The sequence below is a fragment of the Tateyamaria algicola genome (assembly GCF_047715485.1).
Taxonomy (GTDB): domain Bacteria; phylum Pseudomonadota; class Alphaproteobacteria; order Rhodobacterales; family Rhodobacteraceae; genus Tateyamaria.
Genome location: NZ_CP180422.1, coordinates 841,364 through 856,602, shown reverse-complemented (window position 1 = coordinate 856,602; position 15,239 = coordinate 841,364). Strand labels below are relative to the sequence as shown.

The 15,239-nt window shown below is 62.3% G+C and carries 15 protein-coding genes; 4 read left to right on the top strand and 11 right to left on the bottom strand.

The genetic code is table 11. The annotated features are described in order from the left end of the window. The first annotated feature begins 35 nt into the window (after nt 1–35). On the top strand, nt 36–1,967 hold the full coding sequence (locus ACMHLQ_RS06600; RefSeq protein WP_415403995.1) for a patatin-like phospholipase family protein: 1,932 nt from the start codon (nt 36–38) through the stop codon (nt 1,965–1,967). On the opposite strand, the gene ACMHLQ_RS06595 is transcribed toward ACMHLQ_RS06600, so the two are convergent. After that, nucleotides 1,928–3,055 (bottom strand): beta-ketoacyl-ACP synthase III, encoded by a 1,128-nt coding sequence (locus ACMHLQ_RS06595; protein WP_415403994.1) that lies wholly within the window; start codon nt 3,053–3,055, stop codon nt 1,928–1,930. The two genes, ACMHLQ_RS06600 and ACMHLQ_RS06595, sit on opposite strands and share 40 nt — an antisense overlap. A gap of 378 nt (nt 3,056–3,433) precedes the next feature. Here ACMHLQ_RS06595 and ACMHLQ_RS06590 point away from each other — a divergent pair, with 378 nt between their 5' ends. Further along, entirely contained in the window at nt 3,434–4,480 is a 1,047-nt protein-coding gene (locus ACMHLQ_RS06590; protein ID WP_415403993.1) for a PucR family transcriptional regulator, read from the top strand. A 68-nt stretch (nt 4,481–4,548) separates the two neighbouring features. On the opposite strand, the gene ACMHLQ_RS06585 is transcribed toward ACMHLQ_RS06590, so the two are convergent. The 5 genes from ACMHLQ_RS06585 to ACMHLQ_RS06565 form a co-directional block, all read right to left on the bottom strand. Continuing rightward, on the bottom strand, nt 4,549–5,316 hold the full coding sequence (locus ACMHLQ_RS06585) for a putative DNA-binding domain-containing protein (RefSeq protein WP_415403992.1): 768 nt from the start codon (nt 5,314–5,316) through the stop codon (nt 4,549–4,551). A 3-nt stretch (nt 5,317–5,319) separates the two neighbouring features. Beyond that, nucleotides 5,320–6,279: a DUF692 domain-containing protein gene (locus ACMHLQ_RS06580; protein ID WP_415403991.1), complete on the bottom strand. Its 960-nt coding sequence runs from the start codon at nt 6,277–6,279 to the stop codon at nt 5,320–5,322. Next, nucleotides 6,276–6,848: a hypothetical protein gene (locus ACMHLQ_RS06575; RefSeq protein WP_415403990.1), complete on the bottom strand. Its 573-nt coding sequence runs from the start codon at nt 6,846–6,848 to the stop codon at nt 6,276–6,278. Before ACMHLQ_RS06575 ends, ACMHLQ_RS06580 begins: the two co-directional genes overlap by 4 nt. Nucleotides 6,849–6,864: 16 nt before the next feature. After that, a complete protein-coding gene (locus ACMHLQ_RS06570) occupies nt 6,865–8,712 on the bottom strand; it encodes a ferritin-like domain-containing protein (protein ID WP_415403989.1) in 1,848 nt (615 codons plus the stop codon). 209 nt (nt 8,713–8,921) lie between these two features. Beyond that, complete coding sequence (locus ACMHLQ_RS06565) at nt 8,922–9,779, bottom strand: LysR family transcriptional regulator (protein ID WP_415403988.1); 858 nt, start codon at nt 9,777–9,779, stop codon at nt 8,922–8,924. 85 nt (nt 9,780–9,864) lie between these two features. Between ACMHLQ_RS06565 and ACMHLQ_RS06560 the strand changes: the two genes are divergently transcribed. Beyond that, nucleotides 9,865–10,884 (top strand): permease, encoded by a 1,020-nt coding sequence (locus ACMHLQ_RS06560; protein WP_415403987.1) that lies wholly within the window; start codon nt 9,865–9,867, stop codon nt 10,882–10,884. A 19-nt stretch (nt 10,885–10,903) separates the two neighbouring features. Here ACMHLQ_RS06560 and ACMHLQ_RS06555 read toward each other — a convergent pair whose 3' ends face one another. From ACMHLQ_RS06555 to ACMHLQ_RS06540, 4 genes are all read right to left on the bottom strand, one after another. Beyond that, nucleotides 10,904–11,896 (bottom strand): polysaccharide deacetylase family protein, encoded by a 993-nt coding sequence (locus ACMHLQ_RS06555; protein WP_415403986.1) that lies wholly within the window; start codon nt 11,894–11,896, stop codon nt 10,904–10,906. A gap of 55 nt (nt 11,897–11,951) precedes the next feature. Continuing rightward, nucleotides 11,952–12,860, bottom strand: a complete 909-nt coding sequence (locus tag ACMHLQ_RS06550) for a S41 family peptidase (RefSeq protein ID WP_415403985.1) — start codon at nt 12,858–12,860, stop codon at nt 11,952–11,954. 29 nt (nt 12,861–12,889) lie between these two features. Next, a complete protein-coding gene (locus ACMHLQ_RS06545; protein WP_415403984.1) occupies nt 12,890–13,318 on the bottom strand; it encodes a hypothetical protein in 429 nt (142 codons plus the stop codon). Between the two features lie 86 nt (nt 13,319–13,404). Then, nucleotides 13,405–13,980 carry a penicillin-binding transpeptidase domain-containing protein gene (locus tag ACMHLQ_RS06540; RefSeq protein WP_415403983.1) on the bottom strand — a complete coding sequence of 192 codons (576 nt, stop codon included), beginning with the start codon at nt 13,978–13,980 and terminating at the stop codon, nt 13,405–13,407. A gap of 6 nt (nt 13,981–13,986) precedes the next feature. Between ACMHLQ_RS06540 and ACMHLQ_RS06535 the strand changes: the two genes are divergently transcribed. Beyond that, the gene (locus ACMHLQ_RS06535) at nt 13,987–14,208 is read left to right on the top strand and encodes a hypothetical protein (protein ID WP_415403982.1); all 222 of its coding nucleotides are present in this window, start codon (nt 13,987–13,989) and stop codon (nt 14,206–14,208) included. Nucleotides 14,209–14,277: 69 nt separating this feature from the next. Here the strand turns inward: ACMHLQ_RS06535 and ACMHLQ_RS06530 are convergent, their stop codons facing one another. Beyond that, nucleotides 14,278–15,174, bottom strand: a complete 897-nt coding sequence (locus ACMHLQ_RS06530; protein ID WP_415403981.1) for a hypothetical protein — start codon at nt 15,172–15,174, stop codon at nt 14,278–14,280. Between the last annotated feature and the right edge of the window lie 65 nt (nt 15,175–15,239).

Here is a 15,239-nt window from a genome sequence, read left to right as displayed (position 1 = left end):
GTTGCAAACTTGGACCCATTAAGAGGACCGTATTTGTGAAAGACGATTTGAGGCGCACAGAGCTGGTTGAGCTGTTGCATGACATTGACGGGTTCAGTGAATTGGACCCCGGTATTTTGGATCAGATGGCCCAGGTGGCGGCCTATCGCGATGTGACCCGTGGCGAAGTTCTGATCGCAGAAGGCGAGGCCGCTGACACCCTGTTTATCGTGTTGAAGGGCCGGTTCATGGTCCTGTCCGCAGGACGCGCGATTGCCGAGATTTCCATGGGCGAGCCGATTGGCGAACTGGCCTTTTTCGCCGGAGGCACCCGCACGGCGACCGTTGTGGCCGCCCGTGACAGTTCTGTCATGTGTCTGAGCCGCGAGGCCTACGATACGCTGGCGGCCCGCACCCCGGCGCTAGCCAATGGTATTCTTGCGGCGGTGTCGCGGCGTCTGGCCCGCACCATCCCGGCCAGCCCGGGCCTGCGCCCCACGGCCGGGCAGGTCTGTGGCGTGTTCCCGGGGGCAGGCCGCGTGCTGGACTCTGCGTTCGTGGTGGGTCTGCGCGCCGCCTTTGACGATGTGGAAGGCTGGCATGTCCTCGACCCTGATGCGTGCCCCGCAGATGCTCATGCCGATCGGCGCAGCCTGGCACGCTGGCTGGACGGGCAGGAGGCCACGCGCGGCAACCTCGTGTTGATCTGCCCGGACCCGGCAGCCCATCCGGTCTGGTGCGACGTTACGGCCAACAACTGTGATACGGTCATGGTCGTGGTGCCCCGTGGTGATGCGTTCAGCCCCGAGGACGCTCCGTCCGACCTTGAAAAGCGCATCTATGCGGCGACCCTGCCAGCGCATCTGCATCTGGTCTTGCACCGCCCGCACTACACCGACACCACCAGCGACACAGCCCGGTGGCTTGCAGACCGACCCGTGGGCCTGCACCACCATCTCGCACTGGACAGGGGCGAGGATTTCGCCCGGCTGGGCCGCTTTATCCGGGGGCAGGCCGTAGGCCTGGTTCTGTGCGGGGGCGGATCATACGGGACGGCGCATCTGGGCGTGCTCAAGGCCGTGCAGGCCCGTGGGTACAGTTTCGATTTCGTGGGCGGCACCAGTGTTGGGTCGGCCATGGCCGCAGCGCTCGCCATTGGATTGAAACCCGATGATATCATGGAGCAGTGCGAGGATATCTTCATCCGCTCCAAGGCCATGTCGCGCCTCACTGTGCCCCGCCATTCGCTGCTGGATCATCACCGCCTCGATGCCGCGTTCAAGAAGCACTACGGCGCCTATGACGCCGAAGATTTGCTGATCAACTTCTTTGCCGTGTCGACCAGCCTGACCCACAATGATGTCACGGTGATCCGCCACGGTCCGCTGTGGCAGGCCATTCGCGCCTCGACCGCGATCCCGGGGGTGTTTCCCCCGTTCGTGCGAGACGATGGCGAGGTGCTGATCGACGGTGGGTTGATCGACAACGTGCCGTTGGGGGCGATGCGCGATGCTAAGCCGGGGCCGAACGTCGTGCTGAACTTCATGCCGGGCAAGCCATGGACCGTGCGCGCCAAGTACGAAGACCTGCCGACCCGTGCCCAGGCCGTGGCCACATTGCTGAGCAAGCCCAAGAAGGGTGTGCCGCGCTATCCTTCGGCCTTTGCAGTGCTGGCGCGGGCGATGGTGGTGAATGCGCGCAAACTGCTGCGCCAGATTGACGTGGGCAGTGACGTTCTGCTGAACATCTCGGTGCTGCGCGGCATGAGCTTCATGAATTGGAAACGCGGGCGCGAATTGTTCGAAACGTCATATGCCCAGATGGACGCGGTGCTGACGCAAACCGCGCAGGAGGGTCAGAGCAAACTGGACCACATGCGCGCCGCGTCCGTGATCATCAACGCCGACAGCGACGCCGCAGCCGGGCTCGACACGCCTCTGGCCCCGCCTCAGCCCTTGCGTTCAACGATCACCGAACCCACGGAATAGCCTGCCCCGAACGAGCAGATGATGCCCAGATCACCCGCATCCAGATCGCTGGAATACTTTGAAAAGGCGATGATCGAACCGGCAGAAGACGTGTTGGCATAGTCCTGCAGGATGTTGGGCTGTTCGCCCGGCGCAGGGTCGCGGCCCAGAACCTTTTTCCCGATGAAATCGTTCATCGACTTGTTCGCCTGATGCAGCCAAAGGCGCTTGAGCTGATCGGCACCGACCCCTTCATCCGCCATATGCCCGGCGATGTGCTGGCTGACCATGGGCAGCACTTCCTTGAACACCTTGCGCCCGTTTTGCATGAATTGCATGTCGCGCCGGTCCTTGACGCCGTCGGGGCGCGAGCGGCGCAGAAAGCCGTTGTTGTTGCGGATGTTGTTGGAAAACTCGGTTGCGCAGCGGGTCGATTTGATCTCGAAATAGGGGCCTGTGGCATCCTCGGCCCGTTCGATCAGTGTGGCCGTGGCCACATCGCCAAAGATGAAATGGCAGTCGCGGTCGCGCCATTCCAGGTGGGCCGAACAGATTTCCGGGTTCACGACCAACGCTGATGTGATGGAGCCGGAGCGCACCATGTCGGCGGCTGCCTGAATGCCAAACGTGGCGGACGAGCAGGCGACATTCATGTCAAAGGCAAAGCCGTTCACGCCCAACAGGTCCTGAATTTCGATGGCCACAGCCGGATAGGCGCGTTCGAGGTTCGAAGCCGCACAGATCACCGCCCCCACATCCGCTGCCGTCTTGCCTGCCGCCGTCAGCGCCTTTTGCGCGGCATCCAGTGCCATCTCTGCCATGATCGACGGCTCGTCATCGCTGCGCTGACGCAGCAGGGGGTGCATGACGGCCGGGTCCAGCACGCCGTCCTTGTCCATCACGTAGCGCCGTTCGATGCCCGATGCCTTGAGGATGAACTCTTCGGACGAGTGCGCCTTGGCTGCGACCTCGCCTGCGGCAATCGCCTCGGCGTGTTCTGCATTATAACGGTCGGCATAGGCGTTGAAGGCGACAACCAGTTCGGCGTTTGAGATGGAGAGTTCGGGTGTGAAGACGCCCGTTCCGGTGATGGCAGGAGTGAATGGCAAGATGCGCGCCCCTTTGAGGGTGTTTTGATTTCGGGCGAACTTACATAGCCCGCCTGCCTGTCACAAGGCTTTGGCCGTTTGGCGTTGGGTCATTCACGTTGCCCGCTGCCGGCGGATCAGGGCTGCGGGCATGCATTTGTGGGTGTCATGGCACGGGTAGGCAGGCTGACCCGGCAGGTGCTGCGCGGTTTTGACTTGAAACAAGAGGGCAAAATTGACACCCTAGGGCATCGGCCGGGTCGAAGAATCGACAGGGCTGTGGAGACATGTGCGCAATTTTCGTCCTGGCCATCCTTTGGTCAGACCATTGCGGCACGCCGCAGCCAAAGCAGTACACGCCACGACTGGCGGTGCAGCAATCCATCCGGTGGAGGCACCATGACACAGGTAATCACGCGGTATTTCGACAGCGCAGAGCAGGCGCTTGCGGTGAGACAAGAGCTTTTGTACCGCAGACGGTTCTCCGTGCGGATCATTCGGTTTTACGACACGGCTGACGGTTTGCTCGACGCGCTACTGGATGCGCAGGTCGCGGCGGACACAGCCAAGGCCTACGAGGCCCGCATGGCCGATGGCGGTGCTGTGTTGCTGGTGATGGCGGGCCACAAACCGCTGAGCGTGGCCCAGACCACGCGCGACGTCACCGCCGAAATGGGTGCCGTGGATATGGGCGGGCTGGTCGAAGAGGTCACGGTCCCGGATGAAAAGCGCCCGACACTGAGCGTCATGCGCGATCACCCGCACATGATGACCCGGCGCCGTGATCCCTATGCCACCAATTTCCACATGGCCGACTGGCCGATCCCGCTGATCAGCCGCCGCAAACCATTTTCCGAGATGCTGTTCGACCCGCATGCGCGCATGGCGGATTTCCCCATCCCGTTGATCAGTTGGCGCAAGCCCTACACGGGCTCGGCCATCAAGCCTCACGCGCGGATGGCGAATTTTCCCATTCCTCTGATCAGTCGGCGCAAGCCCTATACGGGGTCCGCGATCAAACCCCATGCCCGGATGGCGAACTTCCCCATCCCGCTGATCAGCCGCCGCAAACCCTATACAGGCACTGTGATCGGGCGCCACACCCGCATGGCGAACTGGCCGTTCCCGCATCTCATCAACGGCAAGAGCGACAATTCGATCATCCCGGACGGGCCGCGCATGGCGAATTTCCCGATTTCGCTGCTCAGCAATCGCAAGCCCTATGATGCCTCAGCCTTCCCGCGCCATGCGCGGATGGCGAACTTTCCAATCTCGCTGATCAGCCGTCGCAAGCCGTACACAGGGTCGATGTTCCCGCGCCATGCCCGCATGGCGGATTTCATCCTGCCGCTGGTGCTCAAGGATTCCAAGAAGGTGCAGATGCCTGAGGGCGGTGGGTTTTCGCTGTCCCGCTTCCTTGGCATTCCCACTGTGATCCGGCGCTGAATTCGCCTGATCTGAGGGCGTTTCACGTGTGCCTCCCCCCGCGTACGGGGGCGCCCTCTACGTCCCTGTTATGAAGCGTCGGCTGGAACGAAAAACCCGGCCCTCAGCCATTTGTCTTTCACTTCGGGTGTGTCTTTCCACGGCATGTCCATGCCGGTGCCTGCGACGGTGCCGGTGTCCAGCATCGCAGCCAGAAAGCTGCATTCGCCACCTTCCAGCGGCACAATCAAAGAGCTGAAGTCCTTGCGCAACACGGCCACATGGGTCGTCAACGGCTGTGGTGGGCCGGGAGATTTGTTTTCACGCACCGACAGGTAGTACGGCGCGACCGGAAAGCGGTATGTGCCCACCGACAGGCTGGGGTTTGCGCGCAAATCGCTGTCTGGCGTGTCCTTGGTCGCGCGCGGCATGTCCTCTGCGCCGGGGCCATCAAACGAGACGAACACCGCGCGCTCGAAACGGGTGAGGTCGACGATAAAGTCGATCCAGCTTTCCCGTGCGCCGTCGCGGTCCGGGCGGTTGGCCTCCAGAAAGTCGGCAAAGCGCCGACCGAGATCGTAGAGCGTATAGCTTTCCGGCGGCGCCTCGCGGACATACTCGGCAACAAAGTCGTTGAACAGTTCGGCCCCAAGCGCGTGACACAGGGCCGGGAACTGTTCGCGCATGCAGGCGGCAATGCGCAATCGGTAGCTTTGTTGATAGATCGCCAGTGACCCGGCAGCCGACAGGCGCGGATTGGGCGTCAGGCGTGCATCGGCCTGGTCGGGCTGCGCATGTTCGGGGTGCAACAGAGCGTCATACATCCACTTTTGCAGATCGGGCAGCGGTTCGGACATGGTTCAACCCTGATCGAGAGGTGTCGTCGTTTCCATGACCTGCGGCACGAGAAAGCTGACCGGGTTGGAGACAGAGGCATCCTGCACGGGCTGCGCCGCGGCCAGTACCGCCTGAAAGGCTCCGCCACCCATATAGCTGCGCGCCTTGAGCAGTTCGGCGTGGCAGGCGTCGAAGCTGGGGATGTTGCCATCCCATTCCAGCAGGGTCGAGGCCCCGCCGCTGCGTTTCCAGGCGGTCGCATATAGCGCCCAGACTTCGGGGCGCACAGGCTGGTCGTGCGTGTCGATGATATGCGTGCCGCAATCGGTGTGCCCGGCCAGATGCATCTGCACGACCTTGTCCCAGGGGAACGCATCAAGATAGGCGTTTGGGTCGGTGTCGGCGTTGTAACACGTCACGTAGACGTTGTTGACGTCCAGCAGCAGGCCGCATCCGGTCTGATCCGCCAGCGCGCGGAGAAACTCGGGCTCGGATATCGTGCTGTCCTTGAAGCCTACATAGGTCGACGGGTTTTCGAGGATGAGGGGCCGCCCCAGCACCTCTTGCACCTTGTGGATGCGGGGCACGATATGGGCCAGCGTCGCCTCGCTCAGCGGCACAGGCAGCAGATCGTGCGAGTTCAGGCCCATCACCCCCGTCCAGCACAGGTGGTCCGAGACCCATTGCGGCTGCACCTCGGCGGCCAGCGCCTTGAGCCGCGCGAGGTAGTCCATGTTCAGCGGATCCGTGCTGCCGATGGACAGTGACACACCATGCAGCACGATGGGGTAGTGTTTGGCCACTTTCCGGATCACGTGGCGCGGGCGCCCACCGGAATCCATGAAGTTTTCAGAGATCGCCTCGAACCAGTCGACATCCGGCCTGTGGCGCAGGATGTGGTCGAAATGCACGTTGCGCAGCCCCAGCCCAAGGCCGAGCCGGGGCAGATGCGCGATGTCCTCGACGGGGGCAGGCTGCGTCATCCGCAGCTACCGCCACCCGACATGCCACTGGACCCGCAGGCCGCATAGGAACTGCAAGAGCCGCCCTCGGGGGTCGTGTTGATCCACTCGGCCGTGGGGCCGTGGGGGAAGGTCTCGGGTTGCGGCCCGGTCTTGCCGCCCTCGGCCTCATACGCTTCGGCAAAGACCTTGCGCGCCCGCGCCCACACGCTGGTGCCGCGCAGGCCGCCTGTGGTGATGAACCGTTCGGCGTTGATCGGCGTCGCACAGGAGCCCATCGAGCGGCAGTCGTTCTGGCCCGGACGCGTCAGTTCGGATTCCGAACCATATAGCCCGCAGCCCCCCTGATTGGCGCAGTCGTTGTTGGTGTGGCAGCTGTGCATGGCCGTTGTCGCGCAATAGCCCTGACCGGCGCAGGAATTCGCCTCGAACCCCGGCGCGCCGTCCATGCCATAGCGGTCCTGACCCGCACATTTGTTCAGCCCCATACAGGCGTGCAACTCTTCTCCGGGCACGGGCACACGTTTGAAATCGGGGATGTTGAATGCAGGGACTTTGGGTTTGCGGTTCTTGTGTCTTGCTTGTCTCATCTGTTCTCTCCCTGTCTCATTCCGCGGCCATGCTGCCCGCGTCGGGGCTGGGGTTGATGGGTGTGTTGCCGTTCCAGTGGTTTTTCACGTTCGGCAGGTGCATCGGGCTGGTGCCATCCGTGCCCATCAGGCTGACGGCCTTCGTGACCAGGTCCTTCACCCGGGCCTGATGGATTGCATCCAGCTCTTTGGAGGCTGCGATGGCGCGGTCCCCAAGGGCAACCAGGGCTTCGAACGCGCCTTCGCGCGTGCCAAGGCTCAGGTTCTCGAAGGTCGGCCCAAGCGTCCTGCCCTCGTGCGGTCCGCTCGACACCGGGTCGAGTTCACGCATCAACTGGATCCACTTGTCCATGATCCAGATCATCGAACGGTGCAGAGCGATATTGAAGAACTGCTGCTGGCTGCTGACCTTGTTGTTGGGGCCGATCATCTCGGGTTTGACCAGATAGATCGTTTCGGACAGCACCAGCATGTACTGGAACAGCCCGCTGTTGAAGTCGTTGAGGGCCGCATAGGCGGGCGGATACTGCGCGCTGACCGGGCTGGTGGGAAAGTCGTAGATCATCCCGCCCGAGATCAGGCTGTCGGCACTGCGCTTGGCGTATTGATCGCCCAGCCGCTCTTCCAGCTCCATCTTCGCGACTTCATCGGCCATCCATGCGGGCAGCTGTTCCTTGTGCTGGTCGTATTCGACAAACTGGGCCTGCAGACGCAGGAACTTGAAGAAATGGCTTTCCTCGGGCTCGTAATTGCGCGTGCCTGCCGGGCCGTCACCGCCCTCAGCCTTGTCTGGATCGTCGATATTGCTTTCGGCGCCAAAGGCGTCCTTGTACCCTTCGCCCTGTTCGCAAATCGTGTGCAGCGCGATCATCGCCTGGGCCTTGCTGGCGACCGTGATCAATTCGTTGTCTTCTTCCCAGTCGCCCTCCTGGCTGCCTGCGTGGCTGTCGGGTTCATCGGTGTAGACGGTCACCTCTGCCGCGTGGGGCAGGTTTGACTTGGTTTCGATCGCAGTGCCGTCACCGGCGGGGGCAGGGGCCTTCTTGTTGAACTTTTCCTTGGGGTAGATCGTGTCGACGTTGTTGGGCGAATAGTTCATGGGCTGGATTTGCCGTGCAGCCAGACCGGTCTGGAAATCTTCCTCGTGCACATGGGCGCATGCGATCATGCAGCGGATAAAGGAATAGAACTGGCCGATGGAGTGCCAGTTTTCATCCGACGGCCAGCCTAGCCCGTGCAACAGGCGGCCCAGATCCTCGGTCACCTGTTCGGGATGCAGCGTTTCCATCCAGCGCAGATCGGGGTCGAACATTTCGACCACGTCCATTGCCAGGTTGATCGGTCCCTGTGGGTATTCGATCTGGAGGAAATGCCAGAGCTGTTCAAAGCTGAGACCCTTGAGCGGGATATGCGTATCGACGCCGCCATTGGGGCCGGGCGGGCCGACGGGATTGTGGTGGGGCAGCATGGTCGGGTAGGTCGCCGGCGCAGCCATATAAAGCTGGGGCGGCGCGCCCGTCAGTGCAAAGTAGATGTTGCTGGAGAGCGACATGTGCAGCATCTCTTCGACCGCGACCGACATGATCACGGCGCCCGCCTCATTGGCAAAACGCGAGGTATCGGTCAGGTCCCGCCCGGAATTCACTGTGCGATCAATGGAGTAGTAGGTGTAGAGGTAGATCGGGATCGTTGCGAGTTCGACCGAAATGGCCGCTTGCAGATCCCCTTTGAGCCGTTCCAGCAGCTTTTCGCGGTTTCCGTAGACACCTGCATTCATGGCAAACACCATGAGGCTTTCGGCCGGGTTCAGATCGAATTCCTTGGTCGCCTCACAGACGTGGCGCCAGTTTTCTTGCGGGTTCAAATGTGCCTCCCTAAGCATTTTTTACAATGTCGTATCTGCCGCTCTTCACCCCGAAATCGGGCGGGTTGCGGCAGCCCCAGTTCACACCCAGACGCTCGCGTCTAACCTATGGTTGTGTCAATAATTTTCTGCGAATTCTTGCCGATGGGGGCCGGTTTTGTCGGCATTGCCACCGTTCGGGTTGGCAGCGACGGGGCTTGTTCCGCCGTCTAGCCTTCGTTCAGAAACGCGGTGCGAATGGCGGCCTTCATCGCGGCGCGCGGTCTGTCATCCTGGGCGTCATGCCCGGCCATAACCAGCTTGGATGTGGGTGTTGGCCCCAGCCCGTATTGTGCTGCGGCCACGCTCAGACCCGGATGGAGCGAGGATCGTCCCAGCAGGCCAATGGCGATCCCGGCCTCGACAGCGGCAAGCACACCAGCCACGCTCTGGCTGGAATAGACCACGCGGTAGGGTTTGGCGCGCGCCTCAAGCGATGTCAGCGCGGCATCGCGCCACCAGCAGGCGTGATCGAACAGGGCCACGGGCAACGGGGTGCGGTCTGTGAAATCATGATGGGCGGAAGACACCCAGCAGGTCGGATCTTCGGCCAGCAACTCCTCATCCGGTTTGGGCGTGTCCACCTCATAGACCGCGAGGTCGAGATGCCCCTTGGCAAGGTCCTCCGGAAAGCGGGCGCTGAGCGCGCAAGTCACCTCGAGGTTCACCTGCGGATGCTGACGGGCAAAGGCGGCGGTGATCTGGGCCAGTTTTGCGCTGCCATGATCGTCCGGGATGCCCAGCCGCAACGTCCCTTCGACCGGGTTTTGCGAGATATCCCGCAAAGCCGCATCAAGGCGTGCGATGACCTCTTGCGCGACAGGCATCAAATTGCGCCCCGCCTCACTCAGCACCACGCCGCGCCCGTGCCTGTCAAAGACCGGCTGGCCAAGCGTGGCTTCGAGCCGCTTGATCTGGATACTGGCCGCAGATTGTGACCGATGGATGCGGGCCGCACCCTCGGTCACGCTGCCCGCTTGGGCCACGGCCACGAAAGTGCGCAGGAGGTCGCTGTCGAGATAATCCATTCGATTTTTCGATACGAGACATTAAAACTATGCGTTTCATTTATGTTTTGCAGATCCCTAGATTGCAAGGTCAAAGGAGCGCGCCATGACAGACCATGCACTTATGGAAAAGAAATCGAGGCTGAAACCCCTTCTGGTGATCATGGTCGCCGCCCTGGCAGGGATCGCGTGGATGTGGCCCCAGCACGCCATTGAGGCAGCGGGATTTGTGGCTCGGGGTCTGGTCACGGTTGCCCCCATCGTCATTCCCGGAATCGTTCTGGCCGCGTGGATCATCGCGAGCGGGGCGGACACGCGCATTGCTGGTGCCTTCGAGGGGCGCACGCTGCGCACGGTGCTTGTGGCATCCCTCATCGGGGCGGTCACGCCGGTCTGTGGTGTTACGGTATTGCCGTTGATGGCGGGCCTGTTGACGGCGGGCGTCCCCCTGGCGCCGATCATGGCGTTCTGGCTCTCCTCTCCGATCACCGATCCGGCGATGCTGGCCACGACCGCGGCGACGCTTGGCGTCAGCTTTGCAATCGGCAAGACGCTGGCGGCCTTTGGCCTTGGCGTCTTTGGTGGGGCCATCACGGCGCTGTTCTCGCGCAGGCCCTGGGCGCTGAATGCGCTGCGGGACAATCGGCTGGCCCGCCAACTCAGCGCCGCACGATGCGGGGCAGAGCGGTCGTTTGACCCTTGGGTGTGGCGGACTGCTGAGCGCCGTGCCGCCTTTGCCAAACAGTTTCGCGCCACCACCCGCCTGATCCTGATCTGCCTGATCCCCGCCTTTGCCGCCGAATACGCACTGAATGCGACGCTCACGCCCGGTTCGCTGGCCGCCTATGTGGGCGAGGACCAGTGGTGGGCCATTCCTGCAGCCGTATTCGTGGGGGCACCTGCCTATATCGACGGCTATGCTGCGCTGCCCTTGGCGCGGGGGTTGATCGACAATGGCATGTCCGCGGGCGCAGCCATGGCCTTTCTGGTTTCGGGCGGTGTTGTCAGCATCTGGGGGGCCTTGGCGATTGCCCCGGTGCTCAAGGCGCGCCCCTTCGTGCTCTACCTTGCGCTGGCCGTGCTCGGCTCACTTGTGGCGGGGTACGCGTTTGAATGGGTGGTGTGATGTCGGATTGGAAACGAGCTCAGGGATCGTCCTTGCGTTTGGTCGAGGGGAGCAAGCCGCGTGCCTCGAACAGGGTTCTGAGATAGTCGACGTCCTCGACTCGCGAGACGAGGTGGCGCGGAGGGGTGCCGCGTGCATGAGCAATGGCGGCCACGCGACCCTGACCATTGAATTCCGTCTCGGGCACGACCTGCGCGATTGGGTCGGCATAGGCGGTTTGTGTCGGCACGATCTCCCAACCTTCGGCGCGCAACGCCACCGCCAGATCATCCACGTAGAGGGCCGCCAGATCGTTTTCGTGCAGCAACAGAACGTGGCGCGGCGCTCGCCCCAGGGTGTCGCTGGCCAGTGCGTCATAGAATGCGATCCCTTCCATCATCACCTCGACATAGACCGCGCCGAGCGCTTCGAAATCGACGGGATGACCGGCGGCGATCGCCTCGTCCAGCAGGGCCTGCATGTACCAGTCATAGGTGTCAATGGTCACGTACCCGTTGGCGAGGCCGCGCGCGGCAAGCCCGTCCTTGACCGCGCGCCGTTTGGCTGGCGTGTCGCCCTCATCCAGATAGGGATAGCGAAAGAGGGGCAGAACACCATCGAAGGCCCCAAGCCGTGTCGCCGCCAAGTCGATGTCTTGCAGGTAGGCATCTGGAGTGGTCTCGCGCAGCCTGGGATGGCTGTCGGAGTGGTTGGCCAGAACATGCCCTGCCTCCACATAGGCGCGCAGCCTGTCCGCGCCGGAGGGTGTTTTGGTGATACTGCCCGTCAGCACGTAAAAGGCGGCGCCCTCGACCTTGGCTTTGGCAAGGGCCGCGATCAATACGTTGGTGCGCGTCATTCCGCCAAAGACTGGGCCGTCCTTGCGCGGTGCATCATCAAAGCTGAAGGCGATCTGGCGCACAGTGCCAGCGCTGCCCTGTGATTGGGCGGTGGCATCACTCGCGACCAGCACGGCGGCCCCAAGGATCAGGCACCGGCCTGCGCGATGCACCCACTCAGTCAATTTCCACATTCTTGAACCTCACATCAGATAAACATGATCCTAAAGGCGCCTGTCATGGCCCCTGCTAGTCCAACGCGCTGATCAGCGCTTCGACAGTTTGTGCATGGCTTTCGATGGGCGCGAGATCGGAAAAGACCAGCATCTCCAGATGGGGTTTGATGCCGCGCCCTTCCCAATGGGTGCCATCCGCATCCAGGTAGGTCTCGTTCGACAGCAACAGTTGCCATCCGTTCGGCAATGTCTTGGCAAGTACCGAAGAAAATGCGCCGCGCGACCGTTCTCCGACATGGCGGACCTGCGGCATGGCGCGCAGGGTCAATGTCAGGATCTCTCCGGCGCTGATGGTCACGTTGCTGGTCAGCACATAGACCTCGCCGGAAAACCGTTTGCCGGTGCTGGGCAAAACGACGACATGCGCGTCATTGGGCGTTTCTGCGTCGGATGCGAATTTCGTGTATCCGTGGGTCGGCCCGACGGCAAAGCGACTGGCAACCTCGCGCGCAGTGAAGTCATTGCCGCCCAGATTCAGGCTCAGGTCGAGGATAAGCGTCTTGGCTCCGGCAGTTTTGAAGTACCACATGACCTCTTCGAGAATGGCCTGGGTGGCCGCAAGCTGTTCATGGGGGTTCGCGTCTTGGGGTCCGAACCCGCCCAATGTGGCAAGCGCGAGGTATCCGACAGTATCGGCGGCCATGCCGTACTGGACGCGCTGGTTGCCAGCCAGGTGCCCCTCTCCGCCCAGGATGCCGTTCGCGATACTGTTGAACCAAAGGTCCTGGCGAAAGGTTTCCAGCGTGACAAAGGGATCTTTGCCCGCCGCCTCGGCCTGAGCGCGGATATGCGTGTTCGTGCGCCCGCGATGGGGAGCAAACCACCGGTCGTTGCCATCGATCTCGGCAAACATCCCGACATGCCCATCGCGCAGGGGGGTGATCATCCGGGACATGAGGGCAAACAGGTCGGCATCATCCATGTCCGGACGAACCTCTTGGCGCGCGTCATTCACGCGCTTGGCCCAATCCACATCATAGAGATGAAAGAACGCATAGTTATGCGCGAAGAAGGCGGCGAAGGCCTCGAAATTGCCGAGGGGGTATCGGGCGGGGGGCGCAAACAGGCATCGGGCAGGGCCGCAATCCGGGTCGCCCTTATCCTGTAAGGGTCCATCGGGAAATGCGCGGTCAGCGACTGCCCGTCAGTGGCCACATCAAACGTCATGCCGGGCAACATGGTGGCCAGCGGCTGGGGCGCTTCATGCTCGGGCAGGCAGATGTCGCCTGCAATCTGATAAAGCTGTACGTGCCCGTCCGCGATCTCGGCCAATGTGCCATATCCATCGGTCATCCAGATGCCATCGAGCTGTGTGGTATCCTCGGCGCGCGCCAGTGTGGCGCCGAGGCAGAAGCAGATGAGGAAGGGCCATTTGTGCATGCGAGGTCTCCGTGTGTTTCCCTCGATCTGGCCCCTCGCGCGTGCGCTGTCGTCTCGCCCATCAGGTCAGGACAGTGTGGGCGCGCCTAATTGCAATTGAATGCGCCAATGTCGGTCAGAACGGACATTGCCGTCGATTGCCGAAAGTCCCGAAACGAGGAATCGGGCATGTCCATGTTCAGCGCAAAGACGTAGTGATCATCGCCGCATGCGACCCAGCCCACATACCAGCCGATATCCATGATGTCCCTGCCGTGGCGCCACCCGGTCTTGGCCCGCAATTCCCAGCCCTCGCCCGTGTCTGCAAGCATGATATCATCCGCAGCGGCATAGGTTTCGGGCGATATCGGCAGGCGCTGCTCGACCAGCCGCGTCAGGAAGTCGACTTGTTCCACGGCCGAGATTTGCAGCGTATCATTCAGCCAGTAGGTGGTCAGAGTGTCCGGGCCACCCGTTGTGGCATTGCCGTAGTCGAGGCGTTGCAGCCACGCCTCCATTCCGGGTGCGCCGACCTGCTGCACGATGTCCTGGTAAATCCACACGACCGAGTTGCGAAAGGCACTCTGCAATGTGTGATCGCGCTTCCAATCCTCGTTCCATGTCGGCTGCCCCTCCCATTTGAACAGGGTGTCGGCCTGCGCAGTGCCCGTTTCCAATGCCACCAGCGTGTGCGGGATTTTGAGGTCGACGCAGGGGAAAAGCGCTGCGTCGACCGGGGCTTGTTGCTGGCCCAGACCTGTCCGTCGGACAGCCGCGTGATCAGCAGGGTCGAGGCCATCGGGTCGATGCCCGATTGCGCCACCATGTCCGACAGGTCTGGCGTGTCGGCAGCGGCCTGCATCCAGCGACCCATGATGATCAAGGCGATGCCGATGATCAGAAACGCATAGACCCGCGGCGGGATTTTGCGGCGCAGACGGTATTGGCCGAGAAGGGCCTGCTGTTTCGGTCTGCGGGGTTCAATATGCAACATGGGCCATGCTCCAATCCGGGTTTGTGGTGATTTCAGCAGGCCCGACAAAGGCCTGCGCGGCGCTGTGATCCCCGAGCAGGTGGAAGGCCAGCCATGCGGTGAGGTAACCGCGCATCCGCCCCGCATCATTGGCAAACTCGATGTGGTCGGCGTTGGTGGATACGCCCAGCACGCCGGGGGTGGCTTTGGGCAGGCCGTCATAGATCGCCCGGTTCAGGCTGACGGGCGAGATAAAGCTGTCCTCGGTGCCCGTCATGATAAAGACGGGCGCCGTGATGGCACTGGCATCATAATCGAGGTCCAGCCGGAAAAAGTCGATGGCCTGTCTGGACGGTGTGCCGTGGATCGCAATTGTGCGCAGCGCGCGCCCCGCGGCAAAGCGGGTGTGGGCGTTGATCGTGCCCACAGCACCTTGCGACGACCCGGCCATGGCCACCCGGTCCATATCCAGCCGCGCATGAAGCGGATGGCCCGGCGCATCCGTCCATTGCTGCGCGTGGCGCAAAGAGGTGATCGCCGCCTGACCCGATCCCATCTGCCCGTCATAATGCCCAAGGACAATGACACCCCAGGACGCCAGATGCCGCGCGATGGCATCATATGTATCGATGTCCACACCGGTCCCGTTTTGCCAGATGACGACGGGATGCGGGCCGCCCGCATCGTCGGGCAGGTACACGGCGTACTGGGTCTGCCCCTCCAGCGCTGACAGCTCGATGCGCCGTTCGGCGTATTGGCCGGGCTGGCTATAGCGGTATTCTATCGGTGCGTCGGTCCTGTAATGATGCGGTGTAGTCTCACCACATCCGCCAAGCGCCAACAGCGCGGCACCGATCTGTGCCGCTGGCATGGCCGTTTCGATAATGCCTTTTTCAAAAACCACTCTGACTCTCCCTTTTTCGAACGAAAGACTGGCGGCGGAATGCGGCGGCGTGGCACTGATGTCGC